Origin of the sequence: Dysgonomonas sp. 511 (assembly GCF_010501105.1) — a bacterium.
In the GTDB taxonomy this organism is placed as follows: Bacteria; Bacteroidota; Bacteroidia; order Bacteroidales; family Dysgonomonadaceae; genus Dysgonomonas.
In genome coordinates this window covers 148,266-166,372 of record NZ_QVMQ01000002.1, presented here as the reverse complement: position 1 = coordinate 166,372, position 18,107 = coordinate 148,266, and the positions used below count along the sequence as shown (strand labels likewise).

The window sequence follows — 18,107 nt, the reverse complement described above, 5'->3', positions numbered from 1 at the left end:
ATTTAAAAATTAAGCATATCATTCATTCCGAGAAAGCCTTTCTTTCCTTTTGTAAATTCGGCGGCTACCACTGCGCCCAACGCAAAGCCTTTACGGCTTTTGGCATCGTGTTTTATACTGATTGTATCGGCTTCCGATTCGTATATTATTTCGTGTATTCCGGGCACTTCGCCTTCGCGTATGCTGCGTATGGCTATGTCGGAGTCGCTTTCCTCTGTTTCCAGATGCCACCCGTCTTTGCGGTCTACATTCTCAATAATGCCTTCGGCCAGGGTGATGGCAGTTCCGCTCGGAGCATCCAGCTTGTGTATATGGTGTATTTCCTCCATTTTTACATCGTAGTCGGAATAATTGTTCATTATTTTTGCCAGATACTTGTTCAGTACGAAAAATATGTTGACACCCAGGCTGTAATTAGAAGCATAGAAGAATGTTTGCCCGCCTTTTGTGCAGGCTTCCTTCACCTCGTCCATATGGTCGAGCCAGCCTGTAGTTCCGGCAACGACAGGTACGCCGGCGGCAAAGCATTTGCGGTAATTGTCGAGCGCGCTTGCAGGTGTAGAAAATTCGATGGCTACGTCAGCACTTCCGAATGCTTCGGATTCAAAGTCTTCCCTGTTGTTTACGTCTATAATAGATACGACGGTATGCCCCCGCTGGACAGCGATTTTTTCTATTTCGTGTCCCATTTTGCCATACCCGATAAGAGCTATTTTCATATGGTAATATTAGTTGGTGAAAAACAAAGTATGCAAATATACATAAAAAGTTTTTTAACAGGGGTGTTAGCTACCCTTCTGTCGAAAATATAAGTTTTTTTAATTGCTCTATTTCTTGTTATACCATCGGATATTGCAAGTATGATTTGTAAAAAAGACACATAAGAATCCACTAAAATATCCAAAATGAAAACTGCATTTAGCAAAACCGCATATAGCCCGATTTTTTTATAACATATTGACAATTTTAGTTTTTGTTTTGTTCTTTTATTCCAATATAAAAACTTAATTTTGTAGACAGCCTGAGGGCGTTACATTGCTTTATGAAATAATGTATTACAGGGCGTGCATAATCGTGGTTTATGCTGCTCTTTTCAGTATAAAAAGACCTAAAAACAATTATGGGAAGAGAAATTAAATTTAGCCTTCTTTATCGCGACATGTGGCAATCATCAGGAAAATACCAGCCACGTGTAGACCAACTGACACAAATCGCTCCGGTGATTATCGACATGGGATGTTTTGCCCGTGTAGAAACCAACGGCGGGGCTTTCGAGCAAGTAAACCTGCTTTACGGTGAGAACCCGAACAAAGCTGTGCGCGAATGGACAGCCCCTTTTAATAAGGTGGGAATACAAACACACATGCTCGAACGCGGACTCAATGCCCTTCGTATGTATCCGGTGCCAAAAGATGTGCGCCAGTTGATGTTTAAGGTTAAAAAAGCTCAGGGAACGAATATATCCCGTTCTTTCGACGGTTTGAATGATGCACGCAACCTCGAGCTATCTGTTAAATATGCAAAGGAAGCAGGTATGATTTCGCAAACAGCCCTTTGTATTACGCATTCGCCGATTCACACAGTAGAATATTATGTAAACTTTGCCGATAAGCTGGTTGACTTCGGTGCCGATGAAATCTGCCTGAAGGATATGGCGGGTATCGGACGCCCTGCGTTTTTGGGCAAACTGGTAAAAGCATTGAAAGACAGGCATCCGAATATCCCAATCGAATATCACGGGCATAGCGGACCGGGCTTCTCGGTAGCTTCGATGCTCGAAGTAGCACGCGCCGGAGCCGATTATATAGATACAGCGATAGAGCCGCTTGCATGGGGTATGGTTCATCCCGATATCATTACTATACAGGCCATGCTGAAAGATGCCGGCTTCTCTGTGCCTGATATCAATATGAACGCATATATGGAGGCTCGTGCCCTTACTCAATCGTTTATCGACGACTTCCTGGGTTACTGGATCGACCCTTCGAACAAGATAATGAACTCTTTGCTCGTAGGTTGTGGGCTTCCGGGCGGTATGATGGGGTCTATGATGGCCGACCTGCGCAATATGCACCCGGCAATCAATATGGCTCTCCGCAACAATGGAAAAGCAGAAGTTTCGCTCAACGATCTCGTGGTACAGTTGTTCGAAGAAGTAGAGTATATCTGGCCTAAACTTGGTTATCCGCCATTGGTGACACCATTTAGCCAATATGTGAAGAATATCGCATTGATGAATATCTTCTCTATGGCTCAGGGGCAACCTCGCTTCTCTAACATAGACAAAGATAGCTGGAACATGATACTTGGTAAGACAGGTACGCTTCCGGGCAAGCTGGATGACGAAATACTCGAACTTGCCAAATCGAAAGGACTTGAGTTCTACACCGGAAACCCTCAGGACGAATATCCAGACGCCCTCGACCAATACCGTAAGGAAATGGATGAAAACGGATGGGATTATGGTCAAGACGATGAGGAGTTGTTCGAACTGGCAATGCACGACCGCCAATACCGCGATTACAAATCGGGTCTGGCTAAGCAACGCTTCAACGAAGACCTTGAGAAGATGAAAGAAAAAGCCGGAGCACCTATCGTTGTCACACGTCAGGTAGTAGAAGTTCCTGCATTCGATGCTCAGGCCATTCAGGAGAAATATCCCGAAGCCAAACCTTTGCAGGCTACTGTTAGCGGACAGGTGGTATGGCAGATAGACGTAGACGATGTTTCTACCGCACCTGTTGTAGGAACAGAAGTGAAAGAAGGAGATGTGGTTTGCTTCATCCAAACATATTACGGCATAGAGGAAGTGAAAGCACTCGCGTCGGGTAAGATTGTTCAGATAGAGACTAAGCAAGGTGCTAAGGTTCAGAAGAATCAAGTGCTTGCTTACATCAACTAAGGATAGGATAAACCGATAATAAAGGAAGGGTTGCAGGTTTTGCAGCCCTTTCTTTATGGGGTATTGGTAAAAATAAAAAGCAGCTGTTCGTGTCGAGCAACCGCTTTCTATTCTTGGTGGTTACTTAGTAACTCGAGCTTTATATAGCAGATAAAGCTTTCAGTATTATGCTGTCGTAACCATATATATCGTCGGCATAATATAGTTCTTTGTCGCCTGTGTACATAAATGCCGTATAATAGTCTATGAATAGCGATATCTTATCGTCGGCACTAATATTGATGATGTCGGGCAGTTTTTTCAGGCGTCCTTCCCGCGCCATCTTTTTACCCTCTTTTGTTTCCGGCTCTCTCTTTACACTGAATAAGAGTTGGTCTCTGAAATGTTTGGACGAGGCAGGAGCTATACAAAAAACGCCAAGGTCGAAAGGCTTTTGCACCCGTACACATCCGTGGCTTACAGCCCTTACCTTGCGGTTGAATGCCGACTTGCTGGGTGTATCGTGCAGATAAACCGAATGGTTGTTGTTGAACATGAATTTGATAAGACCCAGCGAATTTCCATATCCCGGATCCTGGCGGATGATGTATGAGAATTTAGTAGGGTTTATGCTTTTCCAGTCTACAGAGTCGAGGTGTACTTCTTTTCCTCCTTTGAATATGCGCATATTGCGTTTTTTCATATAATTCTGGTCACGCTTCTGGAGTACGGCAACCTCGTTTTGTGCGATACTCTTGGGTATATTCCATGTAGGGTTGAGGTTTATATAGTTTATGTCGCTGCCCAGCAACGGTGTTTTATTCTCAGGCTTGCCTACACATACCCTCATGGTAAGGGGCAGGCTGTCGGCACGTGTGGCTTCGAGCATAAATGATGCTACATTCACTTCTATATGCTTGTTGTGTTTTGCTTTGGCCCTTTTCCAGCGGTAACGCTCCATATTGGCCGCCAGTTTGTTTTTGTAGTATTTGAAAGGGCGGTTGAGGGCATCTATTGTCGGTTTGCCCACTTCCTTGTCTTCGAGGTAAGAGTTCTTTTTTCTGAAAGCGTTGATGGCTGCCAGAAGCTCTTCATTCAATTCCCTGTGCAGAGAGTCGGCAGTAGCAGAGTCGGCCTTGTATTCGCCGGTAGCCATGAGTCTTTCGGCTATTTCGGTTATGTGCTTGTTGCTGTCGCCAAGCTTGTAGGTGGCATCGCCCGATGTTATTTTACCCAGGTGTACACTATCTTCTTCCAGTCTCTTTATCTCCCGGTATGCATCTTGCAATTTGGCGTAGATTGCGGCCGATGGCTGGTATTTGCTCAAAACTTCTACGGGGTTTTGGCTTATTTCCTGATAAAGAGTATTGTAGAAAATGGAGTCGGGCTTCGATACTACGATGTCGTAGTCTTTGCCAAAGAGTATCTTGGGATCTGTAAAACCATAACTCATTCCCGCTGCATATTTCAGTATCGACCTTGCCGATAATTTTTCCAGTGCCAGCAGTTGTGTATATAAGGAGTCTGTGTTGTTTTTGTAGGCTCCCGAATCCAGAGCTGTCGCTATAGCTTTGATTTCTGAGGCGGAAAACTGGTCGGCCTTTAACCCGTGCTCGTCGGCAGCTTCCAGTATTTTTATAAATTCGTATAGTGCATCTGTATTTAATGTGTCTTTTGTCCAGATGGCTGTATATTCATTGACCTCATATAATGGAGACAAGATGGAGTCGTTTGTCAGGTGCTCCTTTATATAATTGTGGAAAAACTGAGAATCGAATTCCGGGTAATTGTGAGCAAATCGGGATTCGGCTACTGCTATTGCATTCTTGTCTTTGCAAGATGTGACTAAAAGGAGAAGGAGAGCAACAGGCAATATTATAGCCTTAGATAAGTGCTTCATAAAAGATTGTAAAGTGAGCTAATAAGTTAGTTTTTTAGAGTTTTTGCAAAAATAATAAAAATCTTTGAGACTAAGGTGTATAGCATGGTAAAGAACGGGGTGTACCTTGTTTTTACGAATTTTATACAAAATTCCCTTAAATTGTCATATTGATGCGCAAATGTGGTTTTTGGGTGATTTTGAAGTGTTTTTGTGTTAAAGTGTAAAGGTGTGGTGTCTTCTTTTGATTGGGTATGTGCTGTTTTGTTGACTTTTTAATGGTGCGCTATTTTTGTCATAATGTTGTTTGTTATCTTTTATTTATATCTTTTTGAATCGCCTTTTGTTCGATTATTGCTTTTTGTTTTGTGTAAAGGGTTCAAGTATTTTTTATTTATAAATATTGAAAAAACTTTCCGTTTTATATTTTTTTAATTAATTTTGCCACTTGTTAAAGTGAAAAAGTGTAAATTTACTTTCTTCGATAACTAATTTGTGTTTGTTGTAAGAATATAATATCTCCATTCGAATTTCATTATGCTGAAATCGGTACAAAAAATATTTGTTGATTCGTCCATTTTTCTTTCCGGAAATTTGGAGGCTGACTCTATTTTACTAGAGAGAGAGAGAGAGAGAGAGAGAGAGAGAGAGAGAGAGAGAGAGAGAGAGACGTAAAAATAAAACAAACCGGAGTATATGCAAGACATGTAGCATATTTTTACTCCTATTATTATAGCAAAAGCCAATACCAGGGTGATTTAAGAATCGCCTTGGTATTGGCTTTTGCTATTCCGGAAAATAAAACACTAAAGTAATGAAAACTAAGGTTGTACAATGCTGTTCGAATGGCAATAAGAGTAACTAATGAAAATGCAAAAAATAAAACTAACAACAACTCGCAAAACGAAGTTAGATATTCATGTATTATCTAAATTAAAATCAAGGATGCTTATGAGAAAATTAGGGGTTTTGATCCTGTGTTTGTTTATCGGGACATTCTCGATGCTAGCTCAGACACAAAATGTGAAAGGATTAGTACAGGATGAAAATGGGGAGCCTATTATCGGCGCTTCTGTTTCGGTAAAAGGGACAACTACCGGTACATTGACAGATGTCGATGGGCGGTTCAGTATTAATGTACCGGCAAATGTAAAAGTACTGTCTTTTTCATTTATTGGTTACGAGGTTCTCGATGCTGCCATTTCTCCTCAAATGACAGTGAAAATGAAGCCTTCGGCACAACAACTCGACGAAGTTGTGGTAACCGGGATGGTGCGTACCGATAAACGCTTGTTTACCGGAGCTACAGACCAGTTGAAGGGCGAAAATGTAAAAATTGACGGTATGGCCGAAATCAGCCGCGGGCTCGAAGGTCGTTCGGCAGGGGTTTCGGTACAAAACGTTTCGGGTACTTTTGGTACAGCACCTAAAATCCGCGTGCGTGGAGCTACATCCATATATGGAGACTCTAAGCCGCTATGGGTTGTCGACGGGGTAATTATGGAAGATATTGCCGAAGTTAGTGCCGACGACTTATCGTCGGGAGACGCTATTACTTTGGTTAGTTCGGCTATTGCCGGCCTCAATCCCGACGACATAGAAAACTTTCAGATATTGAAAGACGGTTCGGCAACTTCTATTTATGGTGCGCGTGCTATGGCGGGTGTGATCGTGGTGACCACAAAGAGAGGACGTGCCGGAACCAGTAGTATAAATTATACAGGTGAATACACAATGAGGTTGAAGCCTAGCTACAGGAACTTCAACATAATGAACTCTCAGGAGCAGATGGGTGTCTACAAAGAAATGGAACAAAAAGGCTGGTTGACTTATGCCAAGCTAAACCGTGCTGCAAGTAGTGGGGTGTATGGATATATGTACGACCTGTTCAACTACGACCCTGTAACGGGTACATACCCTATGGAAAATACACCAGAGATGATGAACCAATACCTCAGAAGTGCAGAAATGAGGAATACGGATTGGTTCGACGAACTATTCCAAACCAATATAATGCACAATCACTCAGTAGGTGTTACTGCGGGAACAGAGAAAACTCAGTTTTATGGTTCGTTAAGTGCCATGTTCGATCCGGGATGGTCGAAGCAAAGTAAGGTAAGCAGATATACGACCAACCTGAACGTAACTCACCGCGTACTTCCCAACTTGTCGATAAACCTGGGTGCTAACGCATCGTACCGTAAGCAAAAAGCTCCGGGAACATTGAGCCAGGAATTAGACGTGGTTTCGGGAGAAGTAAGGCGCGATTTCGATATCAACCCTTATAGTTATGCGCTGAATACATCGAGAGCTTTGGACAAAAATACATATTACAAGCGTAATTATGCGCCGTTCAATATTCTTCACGAATTGGATAACAACTACATGGATTTGAATATTGTAGACCTGAGAATTAACGGGGAAATGAGATGGAAGGTAATTCCTGATTTCGAAATCAGTATGCTGGGTGCCATCAAATACCAGTCGTTGTCGCAAGAACATAATATATTAGACGAGTCGAACCAAGCACTTGCCTACAGGGCTATGCCCGATGCCGAAGTGCGCGACAATAACCCTTTCCTATATACCGATCCTGATAAACTTTTTTCTCTGCCGGTTTCCATATTGCCTGAAGGCGGTATTTATCAAAGAACGGATATGAAGATGTTGGGTTATGATTTCCGTTTGGCAGGAGATTATATGAAGACATTCAATCACGACCATATTGTGAAAATATATGGTGGTATGGAGCTCAACTCGGTAGAGCGCAAAAAAACATGGTTCAATGGTTGGGGATTGCAATATAGCATGGGAGAAATACCATTCTATACATACCAGTTCTTTAAGAAAGGGATAGAAGACGGTAGCGACTACTTCTCTATGGCCATTACGCGCGGACGTATAGCATCATTCTTCGCCAATCCTACCTATTCGTATCAAGGTAAATACACTGTCAGCGGTACAGTTCGCTACGAAGGAACAAACAAACTGGGTAAGTCGAGAAAATCGCGCTGGTTGCCAACATGGAATATATCGGGTGCGTGGAATGCTCACGAAGAAAAATTCTTTAAAGATTTGAAGCCTACCTTGTCGCATCTTACACTGAAAGCCTCGTATAGCCTTACAGGAGACAGCGGGCCGGCCTCGGTGACAAACTCGCGTATTGTACTAAAAAGTTTCAATACTTACAGGCCTTTTGCTGCCGACAAGGAATCGGGATTGGAAATATCCGATCTGGAAAACAGTGAACTTACTTATGAGAAAAAACATGAGCTTAATATCGGTGCAAGCGTAGGATTCCTCAACAACAGGATAAACCTCGATGTAGACTGGTTTAAGCGTAACAACTATGACCTGATAGGGCCTACAAGCACAATGGGTATCGGAGGCCAGATTACTAAATATGCCAATGTGGCCGACATGAAGTCGCATGGTATAGAGGTATCCATATCTACAAAGAATATAACAACAAGGGATTTTTCGTGGACAACAGACCTTGTATTCTCTAACATAAAGACAGAGGTTACAAAACTCGACTCCAGGTCGCGCGTTTTCGACTACGTAACAAACACTGGTTTCACACGCGAAGGTTATCCATCTAGGGCTTTATTCTCTATTCCATTCAAAGGATTGAACGAAGACGGTATTCCTACATTCTTAGACCAAAGTGGAAATGTTACGGTCGATGGAATTTATTTCCAGGAAAGGAATAATGTAGACTTCCTTATCTATGAAGGCCCTACCGATCCTACTACTTCGGGAGGACTAGGAAACCTTTTCCGTTACAAAAACTTCAAATTGAATGTGTTTATGACTTATGCCTTTGGAAATGTCGTTCGTCTCGACCCTGTTTTCAGCTCGTCATATACAGACCTGACATCGATGCCTAAAGAATTTAAAAACAGATGGACGCTTCCGGGAGAGGAAAAACAAACAGATGTGCCGGTAATACTTAATAGCCGTCAGGTGTACAATAACAGCAAGCTGTCATACGCCTACAATGCTTACAACTATTCGGATGTGCGTATTGCAAAAGGAGACTTTATCAGACTGAAAGAAGTTTCGTTGACTTACGATTTCCCTAAACAATGGATTGCCCCTCATATCAACAATCTTTCGCTCAAGCTGCAAGCTACAAACTTGTTCTTGCTCTATGCAGATAAAAAACTAAATGGACAAGACCCTGAGTTCTTCCGTTCGGGAGGGGTGTCGGCTCCTGTTCCAAAACAATTTACACTAACGCTAAGATTGGGTCTATAATCATAAAAAAATTCCAAAAAGTATGAAGAAGATATATAAATACATTTTACCCTTTATCTTTCTGTTGGGTGCCAGCTCTTGCGACAGCTATCTGGATACTATGCCCGATAACAGAACAGAACTGGATACTCCCGACAAAATAAAAGCATTGCTTGTCTCTGCATATTCCACCACCCTTCCTGGTACTATGATTGCAGAACAGGCTTCGGACAATGTGGACGATAATGGTACTCGCTGGAACTCTTATTGGACCAGAGATCAGGAAGAATATTATTCGTGGCAAGATGTAACCGAAACATCGAACGACAGCCCTTATTTTATATGGAACTCGCATTATCGTGCGATTGCCTCTGCAAATACAGCCTTGCAGGCAATAGAAGAAATGGGAGGAAGTGCGTCGCTGAACCCACAAAAAGGAGAGGCCTTGATATGCCGTGCTTACAACCACTTCGTATTAGCCACCCTTTTCTGTAAGGCCTATGGCAGTACCAGCAATACCGATATGGGTATCCCATATATGGAAAAACCCGAAACAGAGGTGAAGCCTATATATGAAAGAGGTACTGTTGCCGAGGTGTATGCAAAGATAGAGAAAGATCTTTTAGCCGCATTGCCGCTGATAGACGACAACCTGTACACCGTGCCTAAATACCACTTCAACAAAAAGGCTGCTTACGCTTTTGCCGCCCGTTTCTATCTCTATAGCCTGGCTGCGGGAGACAATACCGAAAAGTTGAACAACATAATAAAATATACATCGGAGATACTAACCTCCAATCCTGCAAGCATGCTGAGAGACTGGAAGTCTTTGTATTCGACCACCGACGATGTGGCTATTACAAACAGTTATGTAAGTTCTTCGACAAAAGCTACATTGATGAATATCAGAGGAGTATCGACATGGGGACGTACTTCCGGACCTGGTTATTTAACAGGATGTAAATATTGCCACAATTCGTTTATCTCGGAAAATGAGACTATCAATTCCAGCGGTTTTTGGACAAGAGGTGCATTTCATATGAGATCGTGGGGATATACAGGTTATCCAAAGCAATTTGCATTGAAGCTTACTGAATATTTCGAATTGCTCGACCCTGTTGGGGGTACTGGCCGTGCCCACGTGGTGTTACCGGTTTTCACCGCAGACGAAGCCTTGCTGGTCAGAGCAGAAGCATATGCATTGAAGGGTGAGTTTAGTCTGGCTGTAGCCGACTTGCACTTGTTTATGTCGCACTTCTCGGTGGGTAGTGCAGGGCTGATGACTTTGGATAAGATAAATGCTCATTATGGAGATAATAACATGCAGTATTATAAGCCCGAAGCGCCAACTCATAAGAAAAAACTGAATCAGGAGTTCGCTGTTGCCGGTGGCAGCATGGAGAACCTTATACATTGCATCTTGCAGTTGAGGCGTATCCTTACCATACACGAAGGACTTCGTTGGCACGATATAAAACGTTACCGTATCGAAATCGCCCGCCGCACGTTGCTCGATGGGCAATATTACGAAACCACAGATATATTGACTAAAGATGACGATCGTAGAGCATTCCAACTACCTCAGGATGTAATAGATGCCGGATTGACTCCAAATCCGAGGTCGAAAAAATAAATTTCAATAATTTATTAAATAAAAGAATATGAAAAAAACACTAAAATATTCAATCTTGTTTGTCCTCATCGGGCTATTTAGTGCATGTAGCGACGATAAATTTGAAGACAGCATATTTGATACCACGCCTCCTGTTAGGACAGCCTTTGATAAATGGTTGACGGAAAACTATGTTAAGCCATATAATATAGAAGTGAAGTATAGGCTCGAAGATATCGAGACCGATATGAAATACTCTCTGGTGCCTGCCAGCCTGGACAAATCGAAAATAATGGTTCAGATAATCAAGTATGCTTGGCTGGAAGCCTACAACGAAGCTGCAAACGTAGAGTTTACAAAAGCTATTGCACCAAAGGTAATACATCTTATCGGCTCGCCGGGTTACAACAACAATGGTTCGTACCTGCAAGGAACAGCCGAAGGCGGGGTGATGATTACATTATATGATATAAATGGTTTGACAATACCTATCGACCCTGCACAGGTGAAGTATAGCTACTTTCACGTAATGCACCATGAATTTGCCCACATCCTGCATCAGAAGATAAACTATGATCCTCTTTTCAAGACAATATCCGATGGCGACTATGTTGCCGACGAATGGGTGCAGTCTCCATATAAGGATTTAGCTTATGCTCTGCAAAGAGGTTTTATATCTCCATATGCACAAACATATCCCGACGAAGACTTTGTAGAAACATTCTCTCGCTACCTGATATATACAGATGCCGAATGGGATTATCTGATGTCTGCGGCAGGTGCACAGGGTGCGGCTATAATCGGCGAAAAACTGGATGTCGTTCGCAAATATCTCGATAGTTCGTGGGATATAAAACTTGATGTTTTGAAGACAGCCGTTCAGACGAGATCTGACGAATTACCAACTTTAGTGTTCGAACAATTTTAAAATTGACTGAAAGATGAAAAAATTATATTATTTATTATTACTGTCTGTCTTGTTTAGCACATCCTGCCTGAAAGACGATGACGATATTTTTGATGAGTCGTCTGCAGCCAGGTTGACAAAGGCATTGCAAGAATATCAAAACATATTGGAAAGTGCTCCTAATGGATGGCTGATGACATATTATACAGACGAAGCTTCTAGTTATGCCGGAGGTTACAATTACTACCTCTCTTTCAAGAATGGGACTGTAAAGGCTGCTTTCGAGCAGAAAGTGGAGTATGATGGTGCAACCTATAATCCTGGCGATACCTATACTTCCGACTACGAGTTGCATGCCACCCAAGGGCCAGTATTGAGTTTCAATACATTTAGCCCGTTATTGCATTATTTTGCGACTCCAAGTTCTAGCCTCCCATCGGGTTTTTATGGCGATTACGAATTTATAGTCTTAAATGTAAGTAGTGACTTTATTGAGATGAAATCGGTGAAGAAGGGTACTAAAGCAACGCTGAAAAGACTGGATAGTTCTTTCAATTGTGAATCTTATTTTTCTGAAATAAGCGCAATGGAAGAAAATACAAGATATCCTAAATACGAAACGTTTCTCGATGGCGAACTTATTGCATCAGCAAAGGGTGGTTACGGTCGCTATTTTACATTTACTATAGGTACTACCGTCTACAAAGCTCCGTTTGTAGTAACTACAGAAGGTATAAAGTTTTATAGCCCTGTAACCATAAATGGACAGACGATACAAAACTTGCGATGGGATGCTCTGTCCGAATCGCTGATTTGTACAGACGCAGGAACCGACTTTGTAATCAAGTGTACGCTGGTTCCGTTAAATGTGCTTTTTTATTCATCAACCGATACCTGGAAATTCGACACCGTAAATATGGGAGCAGGTATGAAGAACCGTTATGACGGACTTGTAGCTGCTAGCGCCAATGAAGGGGAAATTATTTCGTACATCAATTTTGTGAAGTCTTCCGCTCTTAATACAACACATGCACTCGAACTGAAAACCGGTAATTATGTGTGTAAATATGGTTATAACTATGTACTTACTCCTGATACCGATGACGAAATCACACTGAGCGTGTTTAATTTCGATGGAAATGGGCAGTGGTATTATCAAAATTACGCAGGATATCAGAACTTTGTTCATGTATTTGGTGCACAGGCATATAAAATAACTGCCGATGATATCAAAGCTCCATCTGTACTTACATTTACAGGGGTGGTGAATCCTGGCTATTGGTTCCAACTAAAAAGATAAATCAAAAACATATTCACTCTTTTTCATACAAACACTAATAAATATTGAGTGAAACAAGGGGGTGCAGTGACGCGATGTCACAGCACTTCTGCTTTTTATTACTATTGATATCAGGATATATTTCATCATTCGTTTCGAAAATCCTATCTTTGATATCGGATTAACAGCTTTAGCATTATGAAAATAAAGGAAATATTACACGCCATAGAGCAAGTAGCCCCCATGCCATTGCAGGAGAGTTTCGACAATAGCGGCGTACAAGTAGGCGATGTCAATCAGGAAGCCAAAGGAGCCATTGTTTGTATCGACGTTACCGAAGCTGTGATGGACGAGGCTATAGCTATGGGCTGCAACCTTGTTATTTCCCATCATCCACTGGCATTCCGTAGCTTCAAGTCGCTTACAGGAAAGAACTATGTAGAACGATGCCTGATGAAAGCCTGCAAATACGACATAGTGGTATATGCCGCCCATACCAACCTCGACAATGCTGCGGAAGGAATAAACCGATACCTTGCCGATATGCTTGGCTTGCAGCATATTCGTATACTTGAGCCCCAAAAGGGGAAGTTGCTCAAGCTGGTTACATTCGTGCCGCACTCTCATGCCGAGCTGGTGCGCAACACATTGTTTAATATAGGTGCAGGCAGCATAGGCAACTACGATTGGTGCAGCTATAATGTACAAGGCGAAGGCACTTTTCGCGCAGGAGAAGATACGACCCCGTTTGTTGGCGAACAGGGAGTATTACACACCGAAGCCGAAACACGTATAGAGGTCGTATTGCCTGTATATAAGCAATCCGAAGCGCTGCGGGCACTAATATCGGTACACCCATACGAAGAACCAGCATACGATTTTTATGCACTCGAAAACGTTTGGGAAAAAGCCGGTAGCGGAGTTGTAGGTACATTGCCCGAAGAAATGGAAGAAGAAGATTTCCTGTATTTCCTCAAAGATACTTTTCATCTGAATACCATACAGCATTCTGCATTCAGGGGCAAGCCTGTGCGCGATGTTGCGCTGTGCAGCGGTAGCGGTGCATTCCTTACACCCAAAGCTATATCGTATAGTGCAGATGTCTTTATCACGGGTGAGGCAAAATATAACGACTTTTACGATGTGGAAAACAAATTGCTGCTGGCAGTAGTGGGACATTATGAGTCTGAGGTATTTACAAAAAACATTTTTTATGATATTATCACGAAAAAATATCCTACCTTTGCAGTCTATATGTCGGGATTTGATGTAAATCCCGTAAACTATTTGTAATTGGACAGTGATCTACTCCTGTTTATTGCAAATGATGTAGTAAGAAGAAAGTATAAACCTTTCCGATTACTGCATTTTTTTATAGCTAAAAAGCAAAATTGAATATATAATTTAACAATAACTATGGCTAAAAAACAAGAAAAAGAGATTACCGTAGAAGAAAAGCTGAAAACGCTTTATCATCTGCAACAAAAATTATCGGAAATAGATAATATAAAAATCCTTCGCGGCGAACTTCCCCTCGAAGTGGCAGACCTCGAAGACGAGATTATCGGGCTCGAAACACGTGTAAAGAAATACGAAACAGAGTTGAAGGAAGCCGAAACAGCCGTTTCGCACCAAAAACAAAAGGCTAAAGACAGCACATTGAAGATTGAAAAATACAAAGAGCAATTGGATAATGTGCGCAACAACAGGGAGTTTGACCACCTGAGTAAAGAAATCGAATTCGAAACACTTGAGATAGAACTGTCGGAAAAACGTGTAAAAGAATTTTCTTACGAATCGAAGAACCTGTCGGAGCAGATAGAGAAGAGCAAGTCGTTTCTCTCAGAACGTTCTGCCGACCTTGCCCAAAAGAAGGAAGAACTGGATGGCATCGTTTCCGAAACAAAACAGCAGGAAGAACAACTTCGCGAAGACGTGAAGAAGATAGAAACAGAAGTAGAGCCGCGCCTTCTCACAGCATTTAAGCGCATCCGCAAAAGTGCGCGCAACGGTTTGGCGCTTGTTTGTATCGAGCGTGGTGCCTGTGGTGGATGCTTCAATAAAATACCGCCGCAAAAGCAAATGGATATAAAAATAGGGAAGAAAATTATCGTGTGCGAATATTGCGGACGTATAATGATAGACCCTGAGCTTATCGCAGCAGAATAAATAGTTGCGAGTTGCAGCCCAAGGGGCAACCGGCTTCCTGAAAAAAATGCAAATAATCGGAAAAGTTAAATAAATAACTTTTTCGATTATTTTTTTTGTTTTTGCAAAACAAAATGTGTAAACCATTGTTTAATATCTAAAAGGTTGTATTTTTCAAAATGGAAAACTTTTTCCTATTTTCAATTTTTTAATTCACTGATTATTATGTGGTTGAAAAAATAAATGGAAAACTTTTTGTGTTGTTGAAAAGTTGATATTGTAAAATTTGTCTTGCTTTTACTTATTGCTTAATATTGTATCCGAATTAGAAGAGCAAGGTTGGAGGCAGTATAAAACATACAAAATAAAACAATGGAACGGAAGATTTACACATTCGATGAGGCTTATAATGCCTCCCTTGATTATTTTAACGGTGACGAGCTAGCGGCTAAAGTGTGGGTAAACAAGTATGCATTGAAAGATGCTGCCGGAAATATTTACGAGCGCTCGCCTGAGGACATGCATTGGCGGCTGGCCAATGAAATCAGCCGCGTAGAAGCTAAATATAAAAATGGATTGACAAGCCAACAATTATACGACTTGTTCGACCACTTCAACTATATCGTTCCGCAAGGAAGCCCGATGACCGGCATCGGCAACGATTTTCAGATAGCTTCGCTTTCCAACTGCTTTGTTATAGGCCTCGATGGCCCTTCCGATTCCTATGGAGCCATTATCCGTGTCGATGAAGAGCAAGTGCAGCTTATGAAACGCCGCGGAGGGGTAGGGCACGACCTTTCGCATATCCGCCCCAAAGGTTCTCCGGTAAAGAACTCGGCTTTGACATCTACAGGGCTTGTTCCGTTCATGGAACGCTATTCTAATTCTACGCGCGAAGTTGCGCAGGATGGTCGCCGCGGAGCATTGATGCTTAGTGTAAGTGTCAAACACCCTGATTCGGAATCGTTTATAGATGCGAAGATGACGGAGGGCAAAGTGACCGGAGCGAATGTTTCTGTCCGTGTCGACGACGGCTTTATGCAGGCCGTGGTGAATAATACACCGTACAGGCAGCAATATCCGATAGATTCGGCCAACCCTACGACAGTAAAAGAGATAGATGCGTCTGAATTGTGGAAAAAGATTGTACACAATGCCTGGCGTTCGGCCGAACCGGGCGTATTGTTCTGGGATACAATAATAAAAGAGTCTGTGCCCGACTGTTATGCCGACTTGGGTTTCAAAACCATTTCGACCAACCCTTGTGGCGAAATACCGTTGTGTCCTTACGATAGCTGCCGCCTGCTCGCTATCAACCTGTATTCGTATGTGGTAAATCCATTTAAAGAAGATGCATATTTCGATTTCGACCTGTTTACAAAGCATGTCGGGCTGGCACAACGCATAATGGATGATATTATCGACCTCGAATCCGAAAAGATAGACAAGATACTCGTTAAGATAGACGAAGACCCCGAAACCAACGAAGTGAGATGGCCGGAAAGACACCTTTGGGAAAAAATCCGCACCAAAACGCTTCAAGGGCGGCGCACAGGAGTCGGTATCACTGCCGAAGGCGATATGATAGCCGCTATGGGCTTGCGCTACGGAACGGAAGAGGCTACCGATTTTGCCGAAAGTGTACACAAGGCTTTGGCTTTGGCTGCCTACCGCTCGTCGGTAGAGATGGCTAAAGAACGCGGAGCATTCGAAATATTCGATTACGAAAGGGAGAAAAATAATCCGTTTATCAACCGTCTGGGCGAAGCCGATCCGCAACTGCTGAAAGATATGAAGAAATACGGACGCCGCAATATAGCCTGCCTTACGGTTGCCCCTACAGGTACTACCAGCTTGATGACCCAATCTACATCGGGCATCGAACCGGTATTCCTGCCGGTGTACAAACGCCGCCGCAAGGTGAATCCTAACGATAAAGAGGTGCGTATCGACTTTGTAGACGAGAATGGCGATTCGTGGGAAGAATATGTAGTCTTCCACCACAAGTTTGTTACATGGATGGAAAGCAATGGATATCCTACAGCCAAGAAATATACCAATGAAGAAATAGATGCAATGGTTGCCCAATCGCCTTACTACAAAGCCACATCGAACGATGTAGACTGGCTGCAAAAGGTGAAAATGCAGGGACGCATACAGCAATGGGTCGACCACTCTATCAGTGTGACTATCAATTTGCCGTCGGATGTATCCGAAGACTTGGTGAACAAATTATATATCGAAGCATGGAAAAGCGGATGCAAAGGCTGTACTGTCTACCGCGACGGTTCGCGTGCCGGAGTGCTTATCGCCAACGATGAAAAGAAGAAGGAAGAGGAAAACTGCGAACACTGCTACGAACGCCCTGTCATAGTACCCGAACGTCCGCGTGAGCTTGAGGCGGAGGTTATCAAATTCCAGAATAACAAGGAAAAATGGATTGCCTTTATCGGTTTGCTCGATGGACGTCCTTACGAAATATTTACAGGTATTGCCGACGACGACGAAGGGCTGATGTTGCCTAAGAATGTCAATCGAGGTAAGATAATCAAGACAAAAAACGAAGACGGCGAACGTTCGTACGATTTCCAGTTCAAGAACAAGAGGGGCTATAAAACCACAGTGGAGGGACTGAACGACAAGTTCAACCCTGAGTTCTGGAACTACGCCAAACTCATTTCCGGCGTACTTCGCTACGGTATGCCTATCGACCAGGTAGTGAAGCTGGTGCAGGGATTGGAACTGAATAGCGAAACCATCAATACATGGAAAAATGGTGTAGAACGCGCCCTCAAAAAATACCTGCCTAACGAAACAGAAGCCAAAGGACAGAAATGCCCGGTGTGCGGACTCGAATCGCTTGTCTATCAAGAGGGTTGTATGAAATGTACCAATTGTGGCGCATCTAAGTGCGGATAAGATATCGGCTATTTAAATAGGAAATTGAGCCTCTTTGTTATCGTTTAGCAAAGAGGCTGTTTGTTTCAATATGTCTCTGGCAGACTCCAATTGGTAGTTAAATTAATGTGAGTTTAATGTGATAGTATTTAGATATCAATTAGTTATGTACTTTCCCTTGTGAGCTTTGTGTAAAACATTGTGTTCCTTGTGGTTGAATCTTGTTTTTTTACCACAAAGGGCACAAAGAAAAAGCACAAAGGG

At 42.6% G+C, this 18,107-nt stretch carries 10 protein-coding genes; 8 read left to right on the top strand and 2 right to left on the bottom strand.

The window, feature by feature from the left end:
• Window positions 1–2: 2 nt before the first annotated feature.
• Window positions 3–719: a 4-hydroxy-tetrahydrodipicolinate reductase gene (gene dapB / locus D0T57_RS01630; RefSeq protein WP_163270191.1), complete on the bottom strand. Its 717-nt coding sequence runs from the start codon at window positions 717–719 to the stop codon at window positions 3–5.
• A 401-nt stretch (window positions 720–1,120) separates the two neighbouring features.
• Here dapB and D0T57_RS01625 point away from each other — a divergent pair, with 401 nt between their 5' ends.
• Window positions 1,121–2,902: a biotin/lipoyl-containing protein gene (locus tag D0T57_RS01625; protein ID WP_163270189.1), complete on the top strand. Its 1,782-nt coding sequence runs from the start codon at window positions 1,121–1,123 to the stop codon at window positions 2,900–2,902.
• A 139-nt stretch (window positions 2,903–3,041) separates the two neighbouring features.
• Here the strand turns inward: D0T57_RS01625 and D0T57_RS01620 are convergent, their stop codons facing one another.
• The gene (locus tag D0T57_RS01620) at window positions 3,042–4,781 is read right to left on the bottom strand and encodes a murein L,D-transpeptidase (RefSeq protein WP_163270187.1); all 1,740 of its coding nucleotides are present in this window, start codon (window positions 4,779–4,781) and stop codon (window positions 3,042–3,044) included.
• A 930-nt stretch (window positions 4,782–5,711) separates the two neighbouring features.
• Between D0T57_RS01620 and D0T57_RS01615 the strand changes: the two genes are divergently transcribed.
• The 7 genes from D0T57_RS01615 (at window position 5,712) to D0T57_RS01585 (ending at window position 17,864) form a co-directional block, all read left to right on the top strand.
• Window positions 5,712–9,020: a SusC/RagA family TonB-linked outer membrane protein gene (locus D0T57_RS01615; protein ID WP_163270185.1), complete on the top strand. Its 3,309-nt coding sequence runs from the start codon at window positions 5,712–5,714 to the stop codon at window positions 9,018–9,020.
• A 22-nt stretch (window positions 9,021–9,042) separates the two neighbouring features.
• Complete coding sequence (locus D0T57_RS01610; protein ID WP_163270183.1) at window positions 9,043–10,632, top strand: RagB/SusD family nutrient uptake outer membrane protein; 1,590 nt, start codon at window positions 9,043–9,045, stop codon at window positions 10,630–10,632.
• A 28-nt stretch (window positions 10,633–10,660) separates the two neighbouring features.
• Complete coding sequence (locus D0T57_RS01605; RefSeq protein WP_163270181.1) at window positions 10,661–11,539, top strand: putative zinc-binding metallopeptidase; 879 nt, start codon at window positions 10,661–10,663, stop codon at window positions 11,537–11,539.
• Between the two features lie 13 nt (window positions 11,540–11,552).
• Window positions 11,553–12,818: a DUF4302 domain-containing protein gene (locus D0T57_RS01600; protein ID WP_163270179.1), complete on the top strand. Its 1,266-nt coding sequence runs from the start codon at window positions 11,553–11,555 to the stop codon at window positions 12,816–12,818.
• Window positions 12,819–12,992: 174 nt separating this feature from the next.
• Window positions 12,993–14,090, top strand: coding sequence for a Nif3-like dinuclear metal center hexameric protein (locus D0T57_RS01595; protein ID WP_163270281.1), 1,098 nt, complete (start codon window positions 12,993–12,995; stop codon window positions 14,088–14,090).
• A 123-nt stretch (window positions 14,091–14,213) separates the two neighbouring features.
• Window positions 14,214–14,966 carry a zinc ribbon domain-containing protein gene (locus tag D0T57_RS01590; protein WP_163270177.1) on the top strand — a complete coding sequence of 251 codons (753 nt, stop codon included), beginning with the start codon at window positions 14,214–14,216 and terminating at the stop codon, window positions 14,964–14,966.
• A 351-nt stretch (window positions 14,967–15,317) separates the two neighbouring features.
• Complete coding sequence (locus tag D0T57_RS01585) at window positions 15,318–17,864, top strand: adenosylcobalamin-dependent ribonucleoside-diphosphate reductase (RefSeq protein WP_163270175.1); 2,547 nt, start codon at window positions 15,318–15,320, stop codon at window positions 17,862–17,864.
• Window positions 17,865–18,107 lie beyond the last annotated feature (243 nt).